The sequence below is a fragment of the Arthrobacter sp. R3-55 genome (assembly GCF_054161505.1).
The window spans coordinates 3,890,716-3,906,032 of sequence record NZ_CP096423.1; the positions used below are offsets into that span (position 1 = coordinate 3,890,716).

Genomic DNA, 15,317 nt, shown 5'->3' on the forward strand with positions numbered 1-15,317 from the left:
CGGACAGCAGGCTGTTGGGTCGATCCTATAGACGCAGAGTGGGAGCGATTACAACATGACGCAGCTCCAGGCAGAGTTCCAGACGCAGTTCCATCCGCAGTTCCATCCGCAGTTCCATCCGCAGTTCCATGCGCAGCTCCATCCGCAGTTCCATCCGAGAGGTCCTGACCCCCCTAGCCCGCCTGCGCCAACGCGAGCGGCAGCACCGCCCCCACGCCGGCATGACGCAGTGCCCTGGCCGAGACGGTCATGGTCCAACGGCTGTCAATAAGGTCATCGACCAATAGCACCGGCTGGCCACCCAGGCCGGCCAAAGCCTGGGCGAGATCGGAACCGACTACCAGCCTGTCCCACACCCCTGCCAGCCTGTAGGCACTGTTACCGCCGCGAGCGCCGGTCGGTCCGCCATGCTGGGCCTGCAGTTGCCCGAGGTAGGGCATACGTCCTATGCCGGCAATTCCCTGAGCCAAGGATTCAACCAGTTGCGGCTTGCTCCGTGAAGGAATGCTGACTACGGCCGCGGGACGGCCGACACCGTTCCAGGGGGTCCCGCCCTCAGCACCTGACCATTCCCGGAGCACCTGAACACATGCCTGCAGCATGGCGGGGTCCACCGTACGGTCCGGAGCCCCGGCAGCGAACAACTCCCGCAATGATCCGCCCCAGCCGAGGTCGGTCAGCCTGGCAAGAATCCGTCCCTCTGAGACGCTCTCATCCGGTTTGATCTTTCCTTTGACGGATACTCCCAGCCGGTCCATTCCACTGGGCCATTGAAGGCGGGGTTCCACCGCTATTCCGGCGCGGCGCAGGGTTTGCCCCGCAGCGTCGGCTGCCGAGGCTGCCACGTCCACCGGGAACCATCGGCCGGCGCAGTTATCGCAGCGCCCACAAGCAGCAGCCGTTTCGTCGTCCAGCACCGAGGTGATGTATTCCATGCGGCATCCGGCGGTGTCCTGGTAGATCACCATGGAATCCTGCTCGTCCACCCGGGCTTCGGCGATACGGGCGTAGCGCTCGGCGTCGTAGTTCCACGGCAGCCCCGTGGAACGCCATCCTCCGCCAACCCGTTCCACCGCTCCATCTACCGCCAGGACCTTGAGGAGGAGTTCCAACGGAGTGCGGCGAAGGTCCACCCTTGCTTCCAGGGCCACCGTGGACAAGGCCGAGCCGGCGTCGCCGAGGACTGCCAGTACGGCGTTGGCTTTCTCTGCCGAAGGCATGGATGCAGTGGCGAAGTACTGCCAGATTTCGCGGTCCTCGGAGCCGGGAAGCAGCAGGACATCTGCGTTGGCCGCACCACGTCCTGCACGGCCAACCTGCTGGTAGTAGGCAACTGGCGACGACGGCGCGCCAAGGTGGATGACGAAGCCCAGGTCCGGTTTGTCGAAGCCCATTCCCAGTGCGGACGTGGCCACGAGGGCCTTCACCTGGTTGTCTTTGAGGAGCTGTTCCGCACGCTCCCTGTCTGCGGGGTCCGTCCGACCCGTGTACGAGAGAACATTGTGCCCGGCTTCGGCCAGGAGTCTGGCCGTATCCTCGGCGGCCGAGACAGTGAGTGTGTAGATGATGCCGCTCCCGGGCATATCTGCAAGGTGGGTCAGCAACCAGCCAAGCCGGTCCCGGGAATCGGGCAATGTCAGCACTCCAAGGCGCAGCGATTCGCGGCCCAAGGCGCCACGGATGGTCAGAACGCCTTCGCCGAGTTGCTCTTCGATGTCGTGGACCACCCTGGAGTTGGCGGTAGCGGTGGTTGCCAGGACAGGAACGGACGGCGGCAGCTGTGCAATGAGGTCCGCAATGCGGCGGTAGTCAGGGCGGAAGTCATGCCCCCAGTCGGAAATACAGTGGGCTTCATCGATGACCAGCAGGCCCGTACGCCGGATGAGTTCCGGAAGCTGGTTCTCCCTGAAGGAAGGGTTGGTCAGCCGTTCGGGAGAGACCAGCAGGACGTCCACCTCGTCAGCGGCCAACCGGGCCAGCACGGTATCCCATTCCAGGGCGTTTGCGGAGTTGATGGCAACAGCCCGCACTCCTGCCCGGGCGGCGGCTGCAACTTGGTCACGCATGAGCGCCAGCAAAGGCGAAACAATCAAGGTAGGGCCAGCTCCACGCCGTCGCAGCAACAAGGATGCAACGAAGTAGACAGCAGACTTTCCCCAACCGGTGCGCTGGACCACCAATGCCCTGCGCCCGGCATCAACCAACGCTTCGATGGCCTCATATTGGCCGTCGTGAAACTGGGCTTCGGGGTGCCCCACCAACTCCCTCAGGCAAGCCAGTGCCTGCTGTTGGGTGGGTGATTGCACGGAAACTGCAGCGTTCTGGGAGTTGTTGGCCATCACCCCAGTATTCCAGCCGACCCTGAGCGCCATAACGTGCAGACCCCGTTATGTGGACAACCATTATCCACAAGGCAGGGGCCGGCATTCCTGCCCGTTTGCGTTGCCACAGTAGGATTGAGCGCGTGACTAGCGAGCAGAACAAGACATTCGACCTCTCGGCATCCTTCAAGGCATACGACGTCCGTGGGATCGTGGGTGAATCCATTACGGCTGAAATCGTCGAGGCCGTAGGGGCTGCCTTCATTGACGTCCTGGGCCTCGAAGGCGAAACCGTCCTGGTCGGCGGGGACATGCGTCCGTCCTCGCCTGAGTTCAGCCAGGCTTTCGCCAACGGTGCTGCCGCGCGCGGAGCTGATGTCCTTTTGCTGGACCTGATTTCCACCGATGAGCTGTACTACGCGTGCGGTGCGTTGAACGCCGCCGGTGCCACGTTCACCGCCAGCCACAATCCTGCCGAATACAACGGCATCAAAATGGCCAAGGCCGGCGCCCAGCCCATCTCCTCCGAGTCCGGCTTGAAGGAAATACAGGCCCTGGCCGAGCAGTACCTGAATTCGGGCACCATCCCTGCATCGGCAACCCGCGGCGAGATCGGCGTGCGTGATGTGTTGAAGGACTACTCGGAATACCTGCGCGAGCTGGTGGACCTTTCCGGTTCCCGTCCGCTGAAGATGGTAGTGGATGCCGGCAACGGCATGGCCGGGTTGACCACGCCGGCAGTACTTGGCGACAAACTGCTTCCAGCCTTGCCGTTCGAGATCGTCCCGCTCTACTTTGAACTGGACGGCTCGTTCCCCAATCACCCGGCCAACCCCTTGGAACCGGAAAACCTGCGAGACTTGCAGGCCGCCGTCGTCAAGCACGGCGCGGACATCGGCTTGGCGTTCGACGGCGACGCTGACCGCTGTTTCGTGATTGATGAGAAGGGCGAGCCCGTCTCTCCCTCCGCGATCACCGGCATGGTGGCCCGCCGCGAAATCGCCCGTGCCCAGGCTGCAGGGGAAGAAACCCCTGTGATCATCCACAACCTCCTCACGTCCAAGGCCGTACCCGAGCTCGTCGCCAAAGACGGCGGCCGTGCGGTACGGACCCGGGTGGGGCACTCCTTCATCAAAGCCGTCATGGCCGCGGAAGGCGCAGTGTTTGGCGGGGAGCACTCGGCACACTTCTACTTCCGGGATTTCTGGAATGCGGACACCGGCATGCTCGCTGCCATGCACGTCCTGGCCGCCCTGGGCGAGCAGGACGGACCGCTCTCCGAACTTGGCCGCCAGTACGAGCCCTACGTCTCTTCCGGTGAAATCAATTCCGAGATCGAGGACAAAGCTGGCGCCGTGGAACGTGTTCGCATCGACTTCGAAACCGAAGACATCGAGATCGACCACATGGACGGCAGCACCTTCACGGCCAAGGACGGCAGCTGGTGGTTCAACCTGCGCCCCTCCAACACCGAGCCCTTCCTTCGCCTGAACGCAGAGGCCAAGGATCAGCCCACCATGGAAAAGATCCGCGACCGCGTCCTCGCACTGGTCCGGGCATAGGGCCACGAATGAACGAGCAACCCAACGCAGAAAGCGTCCCGGAGGATTCAGACCAGGATCGCGAACTCCGTGAAACCTTGGGCACAGCTTTGGGAACTGCCCAGGAGCACCTCCAGCAGAACGGTGGATTCTTCCCCTTCGGCATCACGTTGTCCAATGATGGCGAGCTGCGGATTGTGATGATCGCTCCGGGGGAACCGGACGAAAACGGCGACGTTGATGCCGGGCAGATGCTGGCCGATGTCCATGACCTGCTGCGCCAGGGCCGCGATGATTTCCGGGCCGTTGCAGTGGTCAGTGACGTCAGCCTGCCCGACCACGGCTCCGATGGCATTCACGGCGCAGCCGAGCATCGGAGCGGTGAGGTCCTGGCCGCCATCATTCCGTACACCCCTACCACCGACGGCTTTGCCTACGGTGCAATGGAACCTGACACGCATGAACCATCCATTTGGGTGGACTAGACCCTGACCGTTTTCCGGACCCTACCCGTGAGCTGATGCCATGAAAATCAACGCGTTTGCAGATGTCAGCCTCCGCGCCATCATGGTGTTGGCCGCGGCTCCCGAAGGCGTACTCCTGACCACCCAAGCGGTGGCGGACGCCGTGGGAACACCGTACAACCATGTCAGCAAGGCGATGGTCCGCTTGCGCGCACTGGGCTACATTGACGTTGAACGGGGTCGGTTGGGCGGTTCAAGGCTCAATGAATCGGGGCGGAAGGCGACAGTTGGCGAGGTCCTGCGGCATTTGGACAGCCGACAAGACCCGGCTGAGTGCCAGTCCCCCACCAAAAATTGCCCGCTCATCACCGAATGCGGGCTGCGCCATGCGATGAACCGCGCCAGGGAAGCCTTTTACCGCGAGTTGGACACCGTGGTCATCGCTTCGCTCCCCCATGCCCGCCAAATGAATCCGGTTTTCCAGTCCATCGGGCTGCGTCCGGAATTCAGGGTGCCGGCCGGCCAACCGTAAACCCCCTCCCAACACACCGCCCTTCCGGCACCTTCCTCCCAGTTTGCACAACACTTCTACGAGGTGTAGAAATTGAGGTATCAATATAAGCATTGCAAATGCTTGTATATTTCGGCCGGCCAGTCCGACCCCTAACACCCAGGAGAACCATGCTCTCGGAAAAGTCCCGCCCCATCATCGAAGCAACCCTTCCCTTGGTGGGTTCACGGATCGGGGCGATAACGGTCGACTTCTACCAACGGCTTTTCTCGGCACACCCCGAGCTGCTTGATGGCCTCTTCAGCCGTTCCAATCAGCGTTCGGGTGATCAGCAGCGGGCACTAGCCGGCAGCATTGCCGCTTTCGCCACCCACCTGGTCAACAACCCAGGTACCCTTCCGGAGCAGGTCCTGTCCAGGATTGCGCACAAGCATGCCTCCCTTGGAATCACAGAAGAGCAGTACTGCGTGGTCTACGAGCACTTGTTCGCCGCGATCGCCGCAGACCTCGCCGAGGTCATCACGCCCGAGATCGCTGAGGCCTGGACTGAGGTCTACTGGCTCATGGCTGACGCGCTGATCAAGCTGGAAAAGGACCTCTACGCCTCCCAGGCCAACAGCAAAATGTGGATGCCTTGGCGCGTTACGGCCAAGGAGCCGGCAGGCACCGACGCCATGACCTTCAGTCTGGAACCTGCGGACGATACCCCTGTCACCCCTGCAATTCCGGGTCAGTACGTCAGCGTCAAGGTCCGCCTCAGCGATGGCCTGCGCCAAGTACGCCAGTACTCGTTGTCCGGCGACACCGGCAACGGCCGAACCTTCACCACCAAGCTCAACGACGGGGGCGAAGTGTCCACCGCCCTGCACAGCGAGGTTGAACGTGGTGACATCCTGGAGATCTCAAATCCGTACGGCGAAATCACCCTCAAAGAGGGAGCCGGTCCGGTCATCCTGGCCTCGGCGGGTATCGGTTGCACGCCCACTGCGTCCATCCTGCGCTCTCTGGCGCAGACGGGCACCGACCGGGAGGTCCTTGTCCTTCACGCGGAAAAGTCCATGGACAGCTGGGCACTGAGCGGGCAGATGACGGCGGACGCTGCCAAGATCGACGCCGATGTGAAGCTCTGGCTGGAAACACCGCACGCCGAAGCCATTCAGGGTTTCATGTCACTGCGGGAAGTTGACGTCCCAGCCGACGCCTCGTTGTATCTCTGCGGACCGCTTCCCTTCATGAAGAAGATCCGCGACGAAGCCATCGAGGCCGGAATTCCGGCCACCCGGATCCACTACGAGGTCTTCGGCCCCGACGTTTGGCTCGCCAACTAACGCCTCGGAAGGACACGGTCCCAAGAACGACGGCGGCCCGCCACCTCTCAATCGAAAGGTGACGGGCCGTCGTCGTTCACTTAAGAACGCCGTTGTTCCTAAGAGGTCTAGCCCAGACGGGTCTTGAGACCGTCCAGCTCGGACTGCAGCGCCGCCGGGAGGGACTCGCCGAAGTTGGCGAACCATTCCTCGATGGAGGCCAGCTCGGTTGCCCATTCCTCGGGGTCCACACGAACGGCCGACTCAACCTCAGCGGGGGTCATGTCCAGGCCCTCAAGGTCGATGGATTCGCCGGTCGGAACGAAACCGATCGGAGTCTCCACGGCGTCGGCCTTGCCTTCAAGGCGCTCGATGGCCCACTTGAGCACACGGGCGTTGTCGCCGAAGCCGGGCCACGCGAAGCCGCCTTCAGCCGTGCGACGGAACCAGTTGACCAGGAAGATCTTCGGCAGACGCTCGGGGTTGGCCTTGGCGGACAGGTTCACCCAGTGGTTCAGGTAGTCCCCTGCGTCGTAGCCAATGAACGGCAGCATGGCCATCGGGTCGCGGCGAACCACGCCAACGGCACCGGCGGCGGCAGCCGTGGTCTCGGAAGACAGCGTGGATCCCATGAAGATGCCGTTTGACCAGTCGCGCGCTTCAGTGACCAGCGGGATGGTGGTCTTGCGACGGCCGCCAAACAGGATCGCGGACAGTTCCACGCCTTCCGGGCTGAAGTATTCCTCAGCCAGCATGTCGATCTGGTCGATCGGCGTGCAGAAGCGCGAATTCGGGTGCGCTGCCGGGGCGTCGGAGTCCGGAGTCCAGGACTCACCGCGCCAGTCGGTCAGGTGTGCCGGAGTTTCCTCCGTCATTCCTTCCCACCAGACGCCACCGTCGTCGGTCAGAGCCACGTTGGTGAAGATGCTGTTGCCCTTGGCGATGGCACGCATGGCGTTGGGGTTGGTGCCCCAGCCGGTGCCGGGAGCGACGCCGAAGAGGCCTGCCTCGGGGTTGACGGCGCGCAGTTCGCCTTCCTTGCCGAAGCGCATCCAGGTGATGTCATCGCCAAGGGTCTCAACTTTCCAGCCCTTGATGGTGGGGTCGAGCAACGCGAGGTTGGTCTTGCCGCAAGCAGACGGGAACGCAGCAGAGATGTAGTAAGTTTTCTGCTCCGGGGAGGTCAGCTTGAGGATGAGCATGTGCTCGGCCAGCCAGCCTTCATCGCGGGCCATGACCGAAGCGATGCGCAGTGCGTAGCACTTCTTGCCCAGGAGGGCGTTTCCGCCGTAGCCGGAGCCGAAGGACCAGATGGACCGCTCTTCGGGGAAGTGCACAATCCATTTGTCCGTGTTGCAGGGCCACGCGACGTCAGCCTGGCCGGCTTCCAGGGGTGCGCCCAGCGAGTGGAGGGCGGGGACAAAGAAAGCGTCGGTCTGGGTGATGCGGTCCAGGACGTCGGTTCCAATGCGGGCCATGATGCGCATGGAGGCAACAACGTAGGCGGAGTCGGTGATCTCGACGCCAAACTTGGGATCTTCTGCATCAAGATGGCCCATGACGAACGGAATGACGTACATGGTGCGGCCACGCATGGAGCCGGCGAACAGGCTGCGCAGCTTCTGCTTCATCTCGGCCGGGGCCATCCAGTTGTTGGTGAAGCCTGCGTCGCGCTCGTTCTCGGAGCAGATGAAGGTCTGCTCCTCCACACGGGCAACGTCAGCGGGGTCCGAGAATGCCGCGAAAGAGTTCGGGAACGTCTCCGGGTTCAGCCGCTTGAGCGTGCCGGCCTCGACCAGCTCGTCCGTCAGCTTCTTGTTTTCTGCTTCGCTGCCATCAACCCAGTGGATGCGGTCCGGCTGAGTCAGCTCGGCAACTTCCTCGACCCAGGCCAGCAGGCGTGCATGCGTAGTAGGTGCCTTCTCAAGCAGCGGCAGTCGCGCCAGATCGCCCATTGCGGTTCCCTTCCTCGGGTTCAGTGGTGTGTCCTAAACGATAGGGGCCGCGGACCAGACCAATCCGTTGTCAGACATCGGACATCCGGAGGTGGGAAAAGTAAAAACCGCTAGAAATCAAGGGCTGGCATGCCAATGTGCCGGATTTAAGTGACTAAGGTCACGTAGACCGGTCTAGTTGCGCAGATTACAGCTTTTCGATTTGGAACTTCTCATGAACTTCTGTAAAGTTTATTGAGGTTCGAGGGGGTCAGAGAAACAGACCGCCGAGAATCACACGAAATGCGCCCATAGCTCAGCTGGATAGAGCGTCTGTCTACGGAACAGAAGGTCAGGGGTTCGAATCCCTTTGGGCGCACAGATAAAGACCCGCACCGGTTCGCCGGTGCGGGTCTTTTTTATGCCCGGCGAACCCAACCTGGCGAACCCAACCGCAGGTGACCCGCGCGCAGAACGGGAAGGGCCGTCGTCGTACTTTTCAAAGAAGTACGACGACGGCCCTTGCGTTGAGCGCGGAGCTTTTACTCTCCGACGGCCTCGCTGATACGTCGGCGGATTCCGTCGAAGTGACGGTTGAGCAACTCGGAGGCCAGGGCTTTGTCCCCTGCAGCTACAGCTGCGTAGATGCCACGGTGCATCGCGGCAGTCTTTACCAAGTCCTCGTTGCCCGGGCCGATTTCCACGTGGATCTTCCGGTAGACCTTCCAGAAGACGCCCATGAGGTTGATCAGGAGCTCATTGTTAAGGGGTTCGAAGAGCCGACGATGGAACTCGGCATCGGCAGCAACGAAGTTTTCGCCGGCAGCGGCGAGCTCCTCCATCTGCTTTACGGCTTCTTCAATGGAGGCCAGCTGTTCCCTGGTCATAACGTCAATGGACGAGCCGATCAGGCCAGACTCCAAGGCCTGGCGCACATCCACCAACTGCAAGGCTTCCAGGCCCTGGTGCCGCAGCGAGAGCCGGCCCCGGAACGTCAGGCCGTCGGCCAAGGCGTCAAAGTTGCTGGGTGCCACGAACATGCCGAAGCCGTGGCGGATTTCGATGACGCCCAAGGCTTGGAGGACCTTGAGGGACTCGCGCAGCGTATTGCGCCCTACGCCCAGAGCGCCGGAAAGTTCGCTCTCTGTCGGCAGTGGATCGCCCGCCTCGAGCTCGCGCTCAAGAATCAATTCCATAATGTCCGATTGCAAGGCACGCAGCCGGGCCTGTGCACTGAACCGCGCCTGCGGAACCACACCGGAAGTTGTCATGGCTTTCTCCTTGCCGATGCACCTGCCTGAGACCCGGAAGTGACCGGTTTCGGAAGCATGTGCGGTGTTAATATTGAGGCGAGCTTAGTGCCCACCCAAGAATGAGTGACTCGCAACATACAATATCGGATGTCCCACCTCCGTCATAGCTATGTACCGGGAAATCGCTGAGATTTCCCCTCCGGACCGGCCGCAGCCGGCGAACCGCCCAGCCCACGGCACACACCTCAGGGCTACATCTCACTTGACGTTCCGTTGTGACCGCCCTTACAGTTTCAATACGAGCATCGGACGTCCTACATCCGATAACCCACGAAACGCGAATGGTGAGGCACCCTATGAGCAAGACGATTCACAGCCTGCCGCTGGTCAATGACGCCAGCCGCCGGAACTTCCTGAAGCTAAGCGGCGCAGTTGGTGCAGCAGCCGCCTTCACGGCAACACTCTCTGCGTGCGGCGGCGCTGCCAGCACCACTACCGGAGCGGCCACCAACACGGCAGCCGTCAATAAGGACCTCACCATTGAGGCAGGCATTTCCTACGCCCTCTCCACCGGCTTTGACCCCCTAAGCTCCTCCGGCGCGACGCCCATGGCAGCCAACCTGCACATTTTCGAAGGCCTGATCGAGCTCCACCCGGCCACCCGCCAGCCTTACAACGCACTCGCGGCAACGGATCCCAAGAAGGTCAACGACACCACCTACCAGGTGACAATCCGCGACGGCGCAAAGTTCCACGACGGCTCCCCCGTCACCACCGAAGACGTTGCTTTCTCCTTCACCCGTGTCATGGACCCGGCGAACAAGTCCTTGTTTTCCCAGTTCATCCCCTTCATCCAGGACGTCAAGCCCGTGGATGCCAAAACGGTGGAGTTCACGCTTAAGTACGCCTTCCCCGGCTTTGGCCCCCGCATTTCAGTAGTCAAGATCGTGCCCAAGGCACTTGCCACCGATCTGAAGGCCTTCGACGCTGCCCCCATTGGATCCGGCCCCTACAAACTCGTCTCAGCAGTCAAGGACGACAAGATCGTCTTCGAAGCTTTCGCCGATTACAACGGTCCGAAGCCCGCACTGGCCAAGGGCATGACCTGGCTGCTGCTCTCGGATGCCGCAGCCCGCGTCACAGCCGTCCAGTCCGGCCGCGTCCAGGCCATCGAAGACGTTCCCTACTTGGACGTTGACGGCCTGAAATCCAAGGTCAAGGTCGAATCCGTCCAGTCCTTCGGCCTGCTGTTCCTCATGTTCAACTGCGCCAAGGCTCCGTTCGATAACAAGCTGGTCCGCCAGGCCCTCCACTACGGCCTGGACAAGGAAGCCATCATCAAGAAGGCATTGTTCGGCAACGCAAAGGCTGCCAGTTCCTACTTCCAGGAAGGCCACCCGGACTACGTCAAGGCCAAGAACGTTTACGGCTTCGATACCTCCAAGGCTGAGGAACTCCTGAAGCAAGCGGGCGTCACCAACCTTGAGTTCGAGCTCCTCACCACGGACACCGCGTGGGTCAAGGACGTTGCCCCGCTGATCCTCGAATCCTGGAACAAAATCCCCGGAGTCAAGGTCACCGTCAAGAGCCTGCAGTCCGGCGCTTTGTACAGCGATCGCGTGGGCAAGGGCGACTTCTCGGTGGTTGCAGCCCCGGGTGATCCGTCCGTGTTCGGCAATGATGCAGACCTCCTCCTGAGCTGGTTCTACTCGGGCGCAACCTGGATGGACAAGCGCGCTTTCTGGACCACCCCGGAGCGCGCCAAGCTGCAGGAGCTGATGAACAAGGGCTCCCAGGCTTCGGGTGAAGAGGCAAAGAAGATCGTTGGAGAAATCGTGGACATGGTCTCGGACGAAGTCCCCCTGTACCCGATCTTCCACCGCCAGCTGCCCAGCGCTTGGGACGAGAAGAAGCTCAACGGCTTCCAGCCCCTGCCCACCACCGGCTTGTCGTTCATCGACGTCGGACGAACTGCCTAAGCACCCTACGAGTTGTGAGGCCCGCTCTGCGGCCTGAATCCCCCGAATAGCGCGCAGAGCGGGCCTCACAACCAGCAGCACCCCAACCAACCGGAGAACAAATTGGTCACGATATTGCGTCTGCTTGGCCGCAGACTTGCAGCATTGCCATTGATGATCCTGGGCATCACGTTGCTCGTCTTCCTCGTCCTGCAGGCCGCTCCCGGCGACCAGGCCAGCTCGGCCCTCGGCGACGGCGCCAGTGAAGAAGCGAAGCAGCAGTACCGCCAGGACAATGGCCTGAACGATCCCCTGGTCCTGCAGTACTTCCGCTTCCTCGGCAAGCTCCTGCAATTCGATCTCGGCGTCACCACCCCACCAGCCAAGTCGGTGGCTTCCATGATCGGCTCGGCGTTCCCCCTGACGCTGCAGCTCACGTTCCTGGGTGTCCTGATCGCGATCGTGCTCTCGCTCGCGTTCGGCATCCTCGGCGCCCTTTACCGCGACAAGTGGCAGGACCAGTTGGTCCGTGTCTTCTCCATCGCCGCGATCGCCACGCCATCGTTCTGGCTGGGCATCCTGCTCATCCAATGGTTCGCGCTCGGCGCCAACCCGATGTTCCCCTCGGGCGGAATTGCGACGCCGGAATCCGGCTTCGGCGGGTGGCTCAACTCCATGGCCCTCCCGGCCCTGGCGCTCGGCATTCCTGTATCGGCATCGCTGATCCGCGTGGTCCGCACCTCCATGGTGGAAGAACTGGACCGCGACTACGTCCGCACTGCCATCGGCAACGGTGTCCCCTACCGCGAGGTTGTCTCCAAGAACGTCCTCCGCAACGCGCTCGTCACCCCGGTGACCGTGCTGGGACTGCGCGTCGGCTACCTGCTGGGTGGCGCCGTCGTGATTGAAATGATCTTCGCCCTGCCCGGCATGGGCCAGCTGATCCTCAACGGCATCACCAACCTGGACGTCAACCTGGTCCAGGGCGTGGTGCTCACCATCTCTGTCACGTTCGTTCTGGTGAACATCGTGGTGGACCTTCTCTACCTGCTCATCAACCCCCGAATCAGGACGGTATAGCTCATGCGCAGCAAGCTCGCAGAACGGCTAAGTGCCCCGGGCATTCGCTTCAAGGCCCTGCCCTGGGGCTCCCGTATCGCCCTGCTTTTCCTCATCGTGATTGTCCTGGCGGCCATTTTTGCCCCGGTCATCGCCCCGCACGATCCCCTGGAGACCTTCATTCCGGCCACGCCGCCGGGCGCTGAACACTTCTTCGGCACCGACCGCCTGGGCCGCGATATCTTCTCTCGACTCCTGTTCGGCGCTCAGTCATCACTACTGATCGGCCTTGGCGCAGTTGGCTTGGCCATCCTCGCCGGCGCGCTCCTTGGCTCCTTCGCCGCGACGTCCAGCAAGTCCGTGAACGAGATCATCATGCGGCTCATGGACATCCTCATGGCGTTCCCCGGCATCGCGCTGGCTGCGGTGCTGCTCGCGGCGTTCGGCAACTCGGTGCCCACCATCATCATCGCGATCGCCATCATCTACACCCCGCAGTTGGCCCGCGTGGTCCGTGCCAACGTGCTGGCCCAGTACGGCGAGGACTATGTTCGTGCTGAACGCGTGATCGGTGCCGGCCGCTTCTACATACTGGTCAAGCACATTGTCCGCAACACCGCGGCTCCCGTGCTGGTGTTCGCCACGGTCATGGTTGCCGACGCCATCATCCTTGAAGCCTCGCTCTCCTTCCTGGGCGCCGGCGTGCAGGACCCCGCGCCGTCATGGGGCAACGTGATTTCCTATGGCCGCAACCTGGTCCTGTCCGGTGGTTGGTGGGCCACCACCTTCGCCGGTGTGACCATCCTGCTGACCGTGCTGTCCCTTAACATCCTGGCCGAGGGCCTCACCGACGCCATGGTGAACCCGAAGCTGCGCCGCGCGTCGGCTGTGAAGGACGACGACGGATCCTCCGCAGCTGTTGCTGTGGACGCCGAGGTTGCAACTTCCGTGGCCCAGCCTTCCGTAGTTGAGGAACACGAGCTCGACGGCGTCCGCGCAGCTTCCGGTGACACCGTCACCTCGGATGCGGGCACGTCAGCTGTCCTCACCGACGTGAAGCTGGCCGCCGCCAGTCCGCACCTCCTGCTGGACCGCGAACTGGAACTCCTGGCTGCGATCGAAGCGAAACGCTCCGACCGCCTCCCCCAGGTCTCGCCCGAGGCCCGGAGCGTGCTCGAAGTGAAAAACCTCTCCATCCGTTTCCCGGGCCGTTTCGGCGACATCGCAATCGTGGACAACGTTTCCTTCACGGTCCGCGAAGGCGAAACCATGGGGCTGGTAGGCGAATCCGGTTGCGGCAAGTCGATCACCTCGTTGGCTGTCATGGGCCTCCTGCCCAAGACCGCCCAAGTCACCGGATCCATCATGTTCGATGGCAAGGAACTCCTGGACTCCACCACCCAGCACAGCAACGCCAAGGCTTATGAAGGCCTGCGTGGGGAGCAGATTGCCATGGTCTACCAGGACGCGTTGAGCTCACTGAACCCGTCCATGAAGATCAAGGACCAGATGGAGCAGCTCACCAAGCGTGGCGGCCGCAAGACTCCCGCGGAGCTGCTCGAAATGGTCAAGCTGGATCCCGTCCGGACGCTTGCCAGCTACCCGCACGAACTCTCCGGCGGCCAGCGCCAACGCGTGCTGATTGCCATGGCGTTGTCCCGCTCGCCCAGGATTGTGGTGGCCGACGAGCCCACCACCGCGCTGGACGTCACCGTCCAGAAGCAGGTGGTGGACCTCCTCAACGAACTCCGGGAGCAGCTCGGATTCGCCATGGTTTTCGTCAGTCACGACCTCGCCCTGGTGGCTTCCCTGGCCCATCGCATCACGGTAATGTACGCCGGCCAGGTGGTGGAATCCGCACAGGCTTCCGAGCTCCTGCAGAACCCCAAGCATGAGTACACCCGTGGCCTGTTGGGTGCCGTCCTGTCCATCGAGGCCGACGCCGTCCGGCTGCACCAGATCCCCGGCACGGTCCCTTCCCCGCGGGACTTCGCAACGGGAGACCGCTTTGCAGCACGTTCGCAGCGCCCCGACGCCGATCCCCAGCAGAAACTGGTCCTCACCAGTGTTGCTTCGGCGAACGGCCATGATGCCGACCACTACTGGGCAAGCCATTTGAAGGAGGACGCGAAATGAGCCTGTCAACGGGAAAGCCGGTCATCGAACTCAACGACGTCAAGGTCTACCACCGTGCACGGACGGGCGGGCTGTTCCGTCCGAACATCGTCAAAGCGGTGGACGGTGTGGACTTCACCATCAGCCGCGGTGAAACCGTGGGCATCGTGGGTGAGTCCGGCTGCGGCAAGTCCACGCTTGCGTCAGTGCTTGTGGGACTTCAGCCGCCGACGTCGGGCAAGGTCTTGTTCCACGGAAAGCCCGCCATCAAGCGGAACGCAGCCATGCGCAAGGAGTTCGGCCGCTCGGTTTCGGTGGTGTTCCAGGACCCTGCAACAGCACTGAACCCACGCATGACCATCCAAGACATCCTCACCGATCCCTTGCAGATCCACGGCATCGGGACCCCAGCCAGCCGCGCTGCCAAGGTCAGGGAACTGCTGGCGCTGGTTGGCTTGCCGCAATCGGCAGCCGAAGTGACGCCGTCGCAGGTTTCCGGCGGCCAGCGCCAGCGTGTGGCAATCGCACGCGCGCTGGCGTTGGATCCGGACATCATCGTGGCGGACGAGCCGACGTCGGCCTTGGACGTTTCGGTCCGCGCGCAGGTGCTGAACCTGCTGTCCGATCTGAAGAAGCAGCTGAACCTGGGCATGGTTTTCATTTCCCATGACATCCAGACCGTCCGCTATGTCTCGGACCGCATTTGTGTCATGTACTTCGGCAAGATCGTGGAGCAAGGCTCTGCCGCCCAGGTCTTCGACAACCCGAGCAACGACTACACCAAGAAGCTGCTGGGCGCCGCGCCGAGCCTGCTCCACATCTAGTTTTTCCCTTCACAAGTTACAAACAACGGA

General features: G+C 62.3%; 11 protein-coding genes and 1 tRNA gene. 9 read left to right on the plus strand and 3 right to left on the minus strand.

Annotated elements, in window-relative coordinates; genetic code table 11:
• Positions 1–173: 173 nt before the first annotated feature.
• Complete coding sequence (locus M1D51_RS17745) at positions 174–2,339, minus strand: RecQ family ATP-dependent DNA helicase (protein ID WP_458107426.1); 2,166 nt, start codon at positions 2,337–2,339, stop codon at positions 174–176.
• Positions 2,340–2,464: 125 nt separating this feature from the next.
• Here M1D51_RS17745 and M1D51_RS17750 point away from each other — a divergent pair, with 125 nt between their 5' ends.
• The 4 genes from M1D51_RS17750 (at position 2,465) to M1D51_RS17765 (ending at position 6,165) form a co-directional block, all read left to right on the plus strand.
• The gene (locus M1D51_RS17750) at positions 2,465–3,883 is read left to right on the plus strand and encodes a phosphomannomutase/phosphoglucomutase (RefSeq protein WP_458107427.1); all 1,419 of its coding nucleotides are present in this window, start codon (positions 2,465–2,467) and stop codon (positions 3,881–3,883) included.
• An 8-nt stretch (positions 3,884–3,891) separates the two neighbouring features.
• A complete protein-coding gene (locus tag M1D51_RS17755) occupies positions 3,892–4,347 on the plus strand; it encodes a hypothetical protein (protein WP_458107428.1) in 456 nt (151 codons plus the stop codon).
• A gap of 40 nt (positions 4,348–4,387) precedes the next feature.
• Positions 4,388–4,858 (plus strand): RrF2 family transcriptional regulator, encoded by a 471-nt coding sequence (locus tag M1D51_RS17760; protein WP_458107429.1) that lies wholly within the window; start codon positions 4,388–4,390, stop codon positions 4,856–4,858.
• Between the two features lie 149 nt (positions 4,859–5,007).
• Complete coding sequence (locus M1D51_RS17765; protein WP_172325997.1) at positions 5,008–6,165, plus strand: globin domain-containing protein; 1,158 nt, start codon at positions 5,008–5,010, stop codon at positions 6,163–6,165.
• A 107-nt stretch (positions 6,166–6,272) separates the two neighbouring features.
• Here the strand turns inward: M1D51_RS17765 and M1D51_RS17770 are convergent, their stop codons facing one another.
• Positions 6,273–8,099 (minus strand): phosphoenolpyruvate carboxykinase (GTP), encoded by a 1,827-nt coding sequence (locus M1D51_RS17770; protein WP_458107430.1) that lies wholly within the window; start codon positions 8,097–8,099, stop codon positions 6,273–6,275.
• A 284-nt stretch (positions 8,100–8,383) separates the two neighbouring features.
• On the opposite strand from M1D51_RS17770, the gene M1D51_RS17775 reads away from it, so the two are divergent.
• A tRNA-Arg gene (locus tag M1D51_RS17775) sits at positions 8,384–8,457 on the plus strand.
• A 163-nt stretch (positions 8,458–8,620) separates the two neighbouring features.
• On the opposite strand, the gene M1D51_RS17780 is transcribed toward M1D51_RS17775, so the two are convergent.
• On the minus strand, positions 8,621–9,349 hold the full coding sequence (locus M1D51_RS17780) for a FadR/GntR family transcriptional regulator (protein ID WP_172325995.1): 729 nt from the start codon (positions 9,347–9,349) through the stop codon (positions 8,621–8,623).
• A gap of 323 nt (positions 9,350–9,672) precedes the next feature.
• On the opposite strand from M1D51_RS17780, the gene M1D51_RS17785 reads away from it, so the two are divergent.
• The 4 genes from M1D51_RS17785 to M1D51_RS17800 all read left to right on the plus strand — a co-directional run bounded on the left by M1D51_RS17785 (position 9,673) and on the right by M1D51_RS17800 (position 15,287).
• Complete coding sequence (locus tag M1D51_RS17785; RefSeq protein ID WP_172326240.1) at positions 9,673–11,310, plus strand: ABC transporter substrate-binding protein; 1,638 nt, start codon at positions 9,673–9,675, stop codon at positions 11,308–11,310.
• Positions 11,311–11,463: 153 nt separating this feature from the next.
• Positions 11,464–12,369 (plus strand): ABC transporter permease, encoded by a 906-nt coding sequence (locus tag M1D51_RS17790; protein WP_141285599.1) that lies wholly within the window; start codon positions 11,464–11,466, stop codon positions 12,367–12,369.
• Between the two features lie 3 nt (positions 12,370–12,372).
• The gene (locus M1D51_RS17795; protein WP_458107431.1) at positions 12,373–14,484 is read left to right on the plus strand and encodes a dipeptide/oligopeptide/nickel ABC transporter permease/ATP-binding protein; all 2,112 of its coding nucleotides are present in this window, start codon (positions 12,373–12,375) and stop codon (positions 14,482–14,484) included.
• Entirely contained in the window at positions 14,481–15,287 is an 807-nt protein-coding gene (locus M1D51_RS17800) for an ATP-binding cassette domain-containing protein (RefSeq protein WP_458107432.1), read from the plus strand. Before M1D51_RS17795 ends, M1D51_RS17800 begins: the two co-directional genes overlap by 4 nt.
• Positions 15,288–15,317 lie beyond the last annotated feature (30 nt).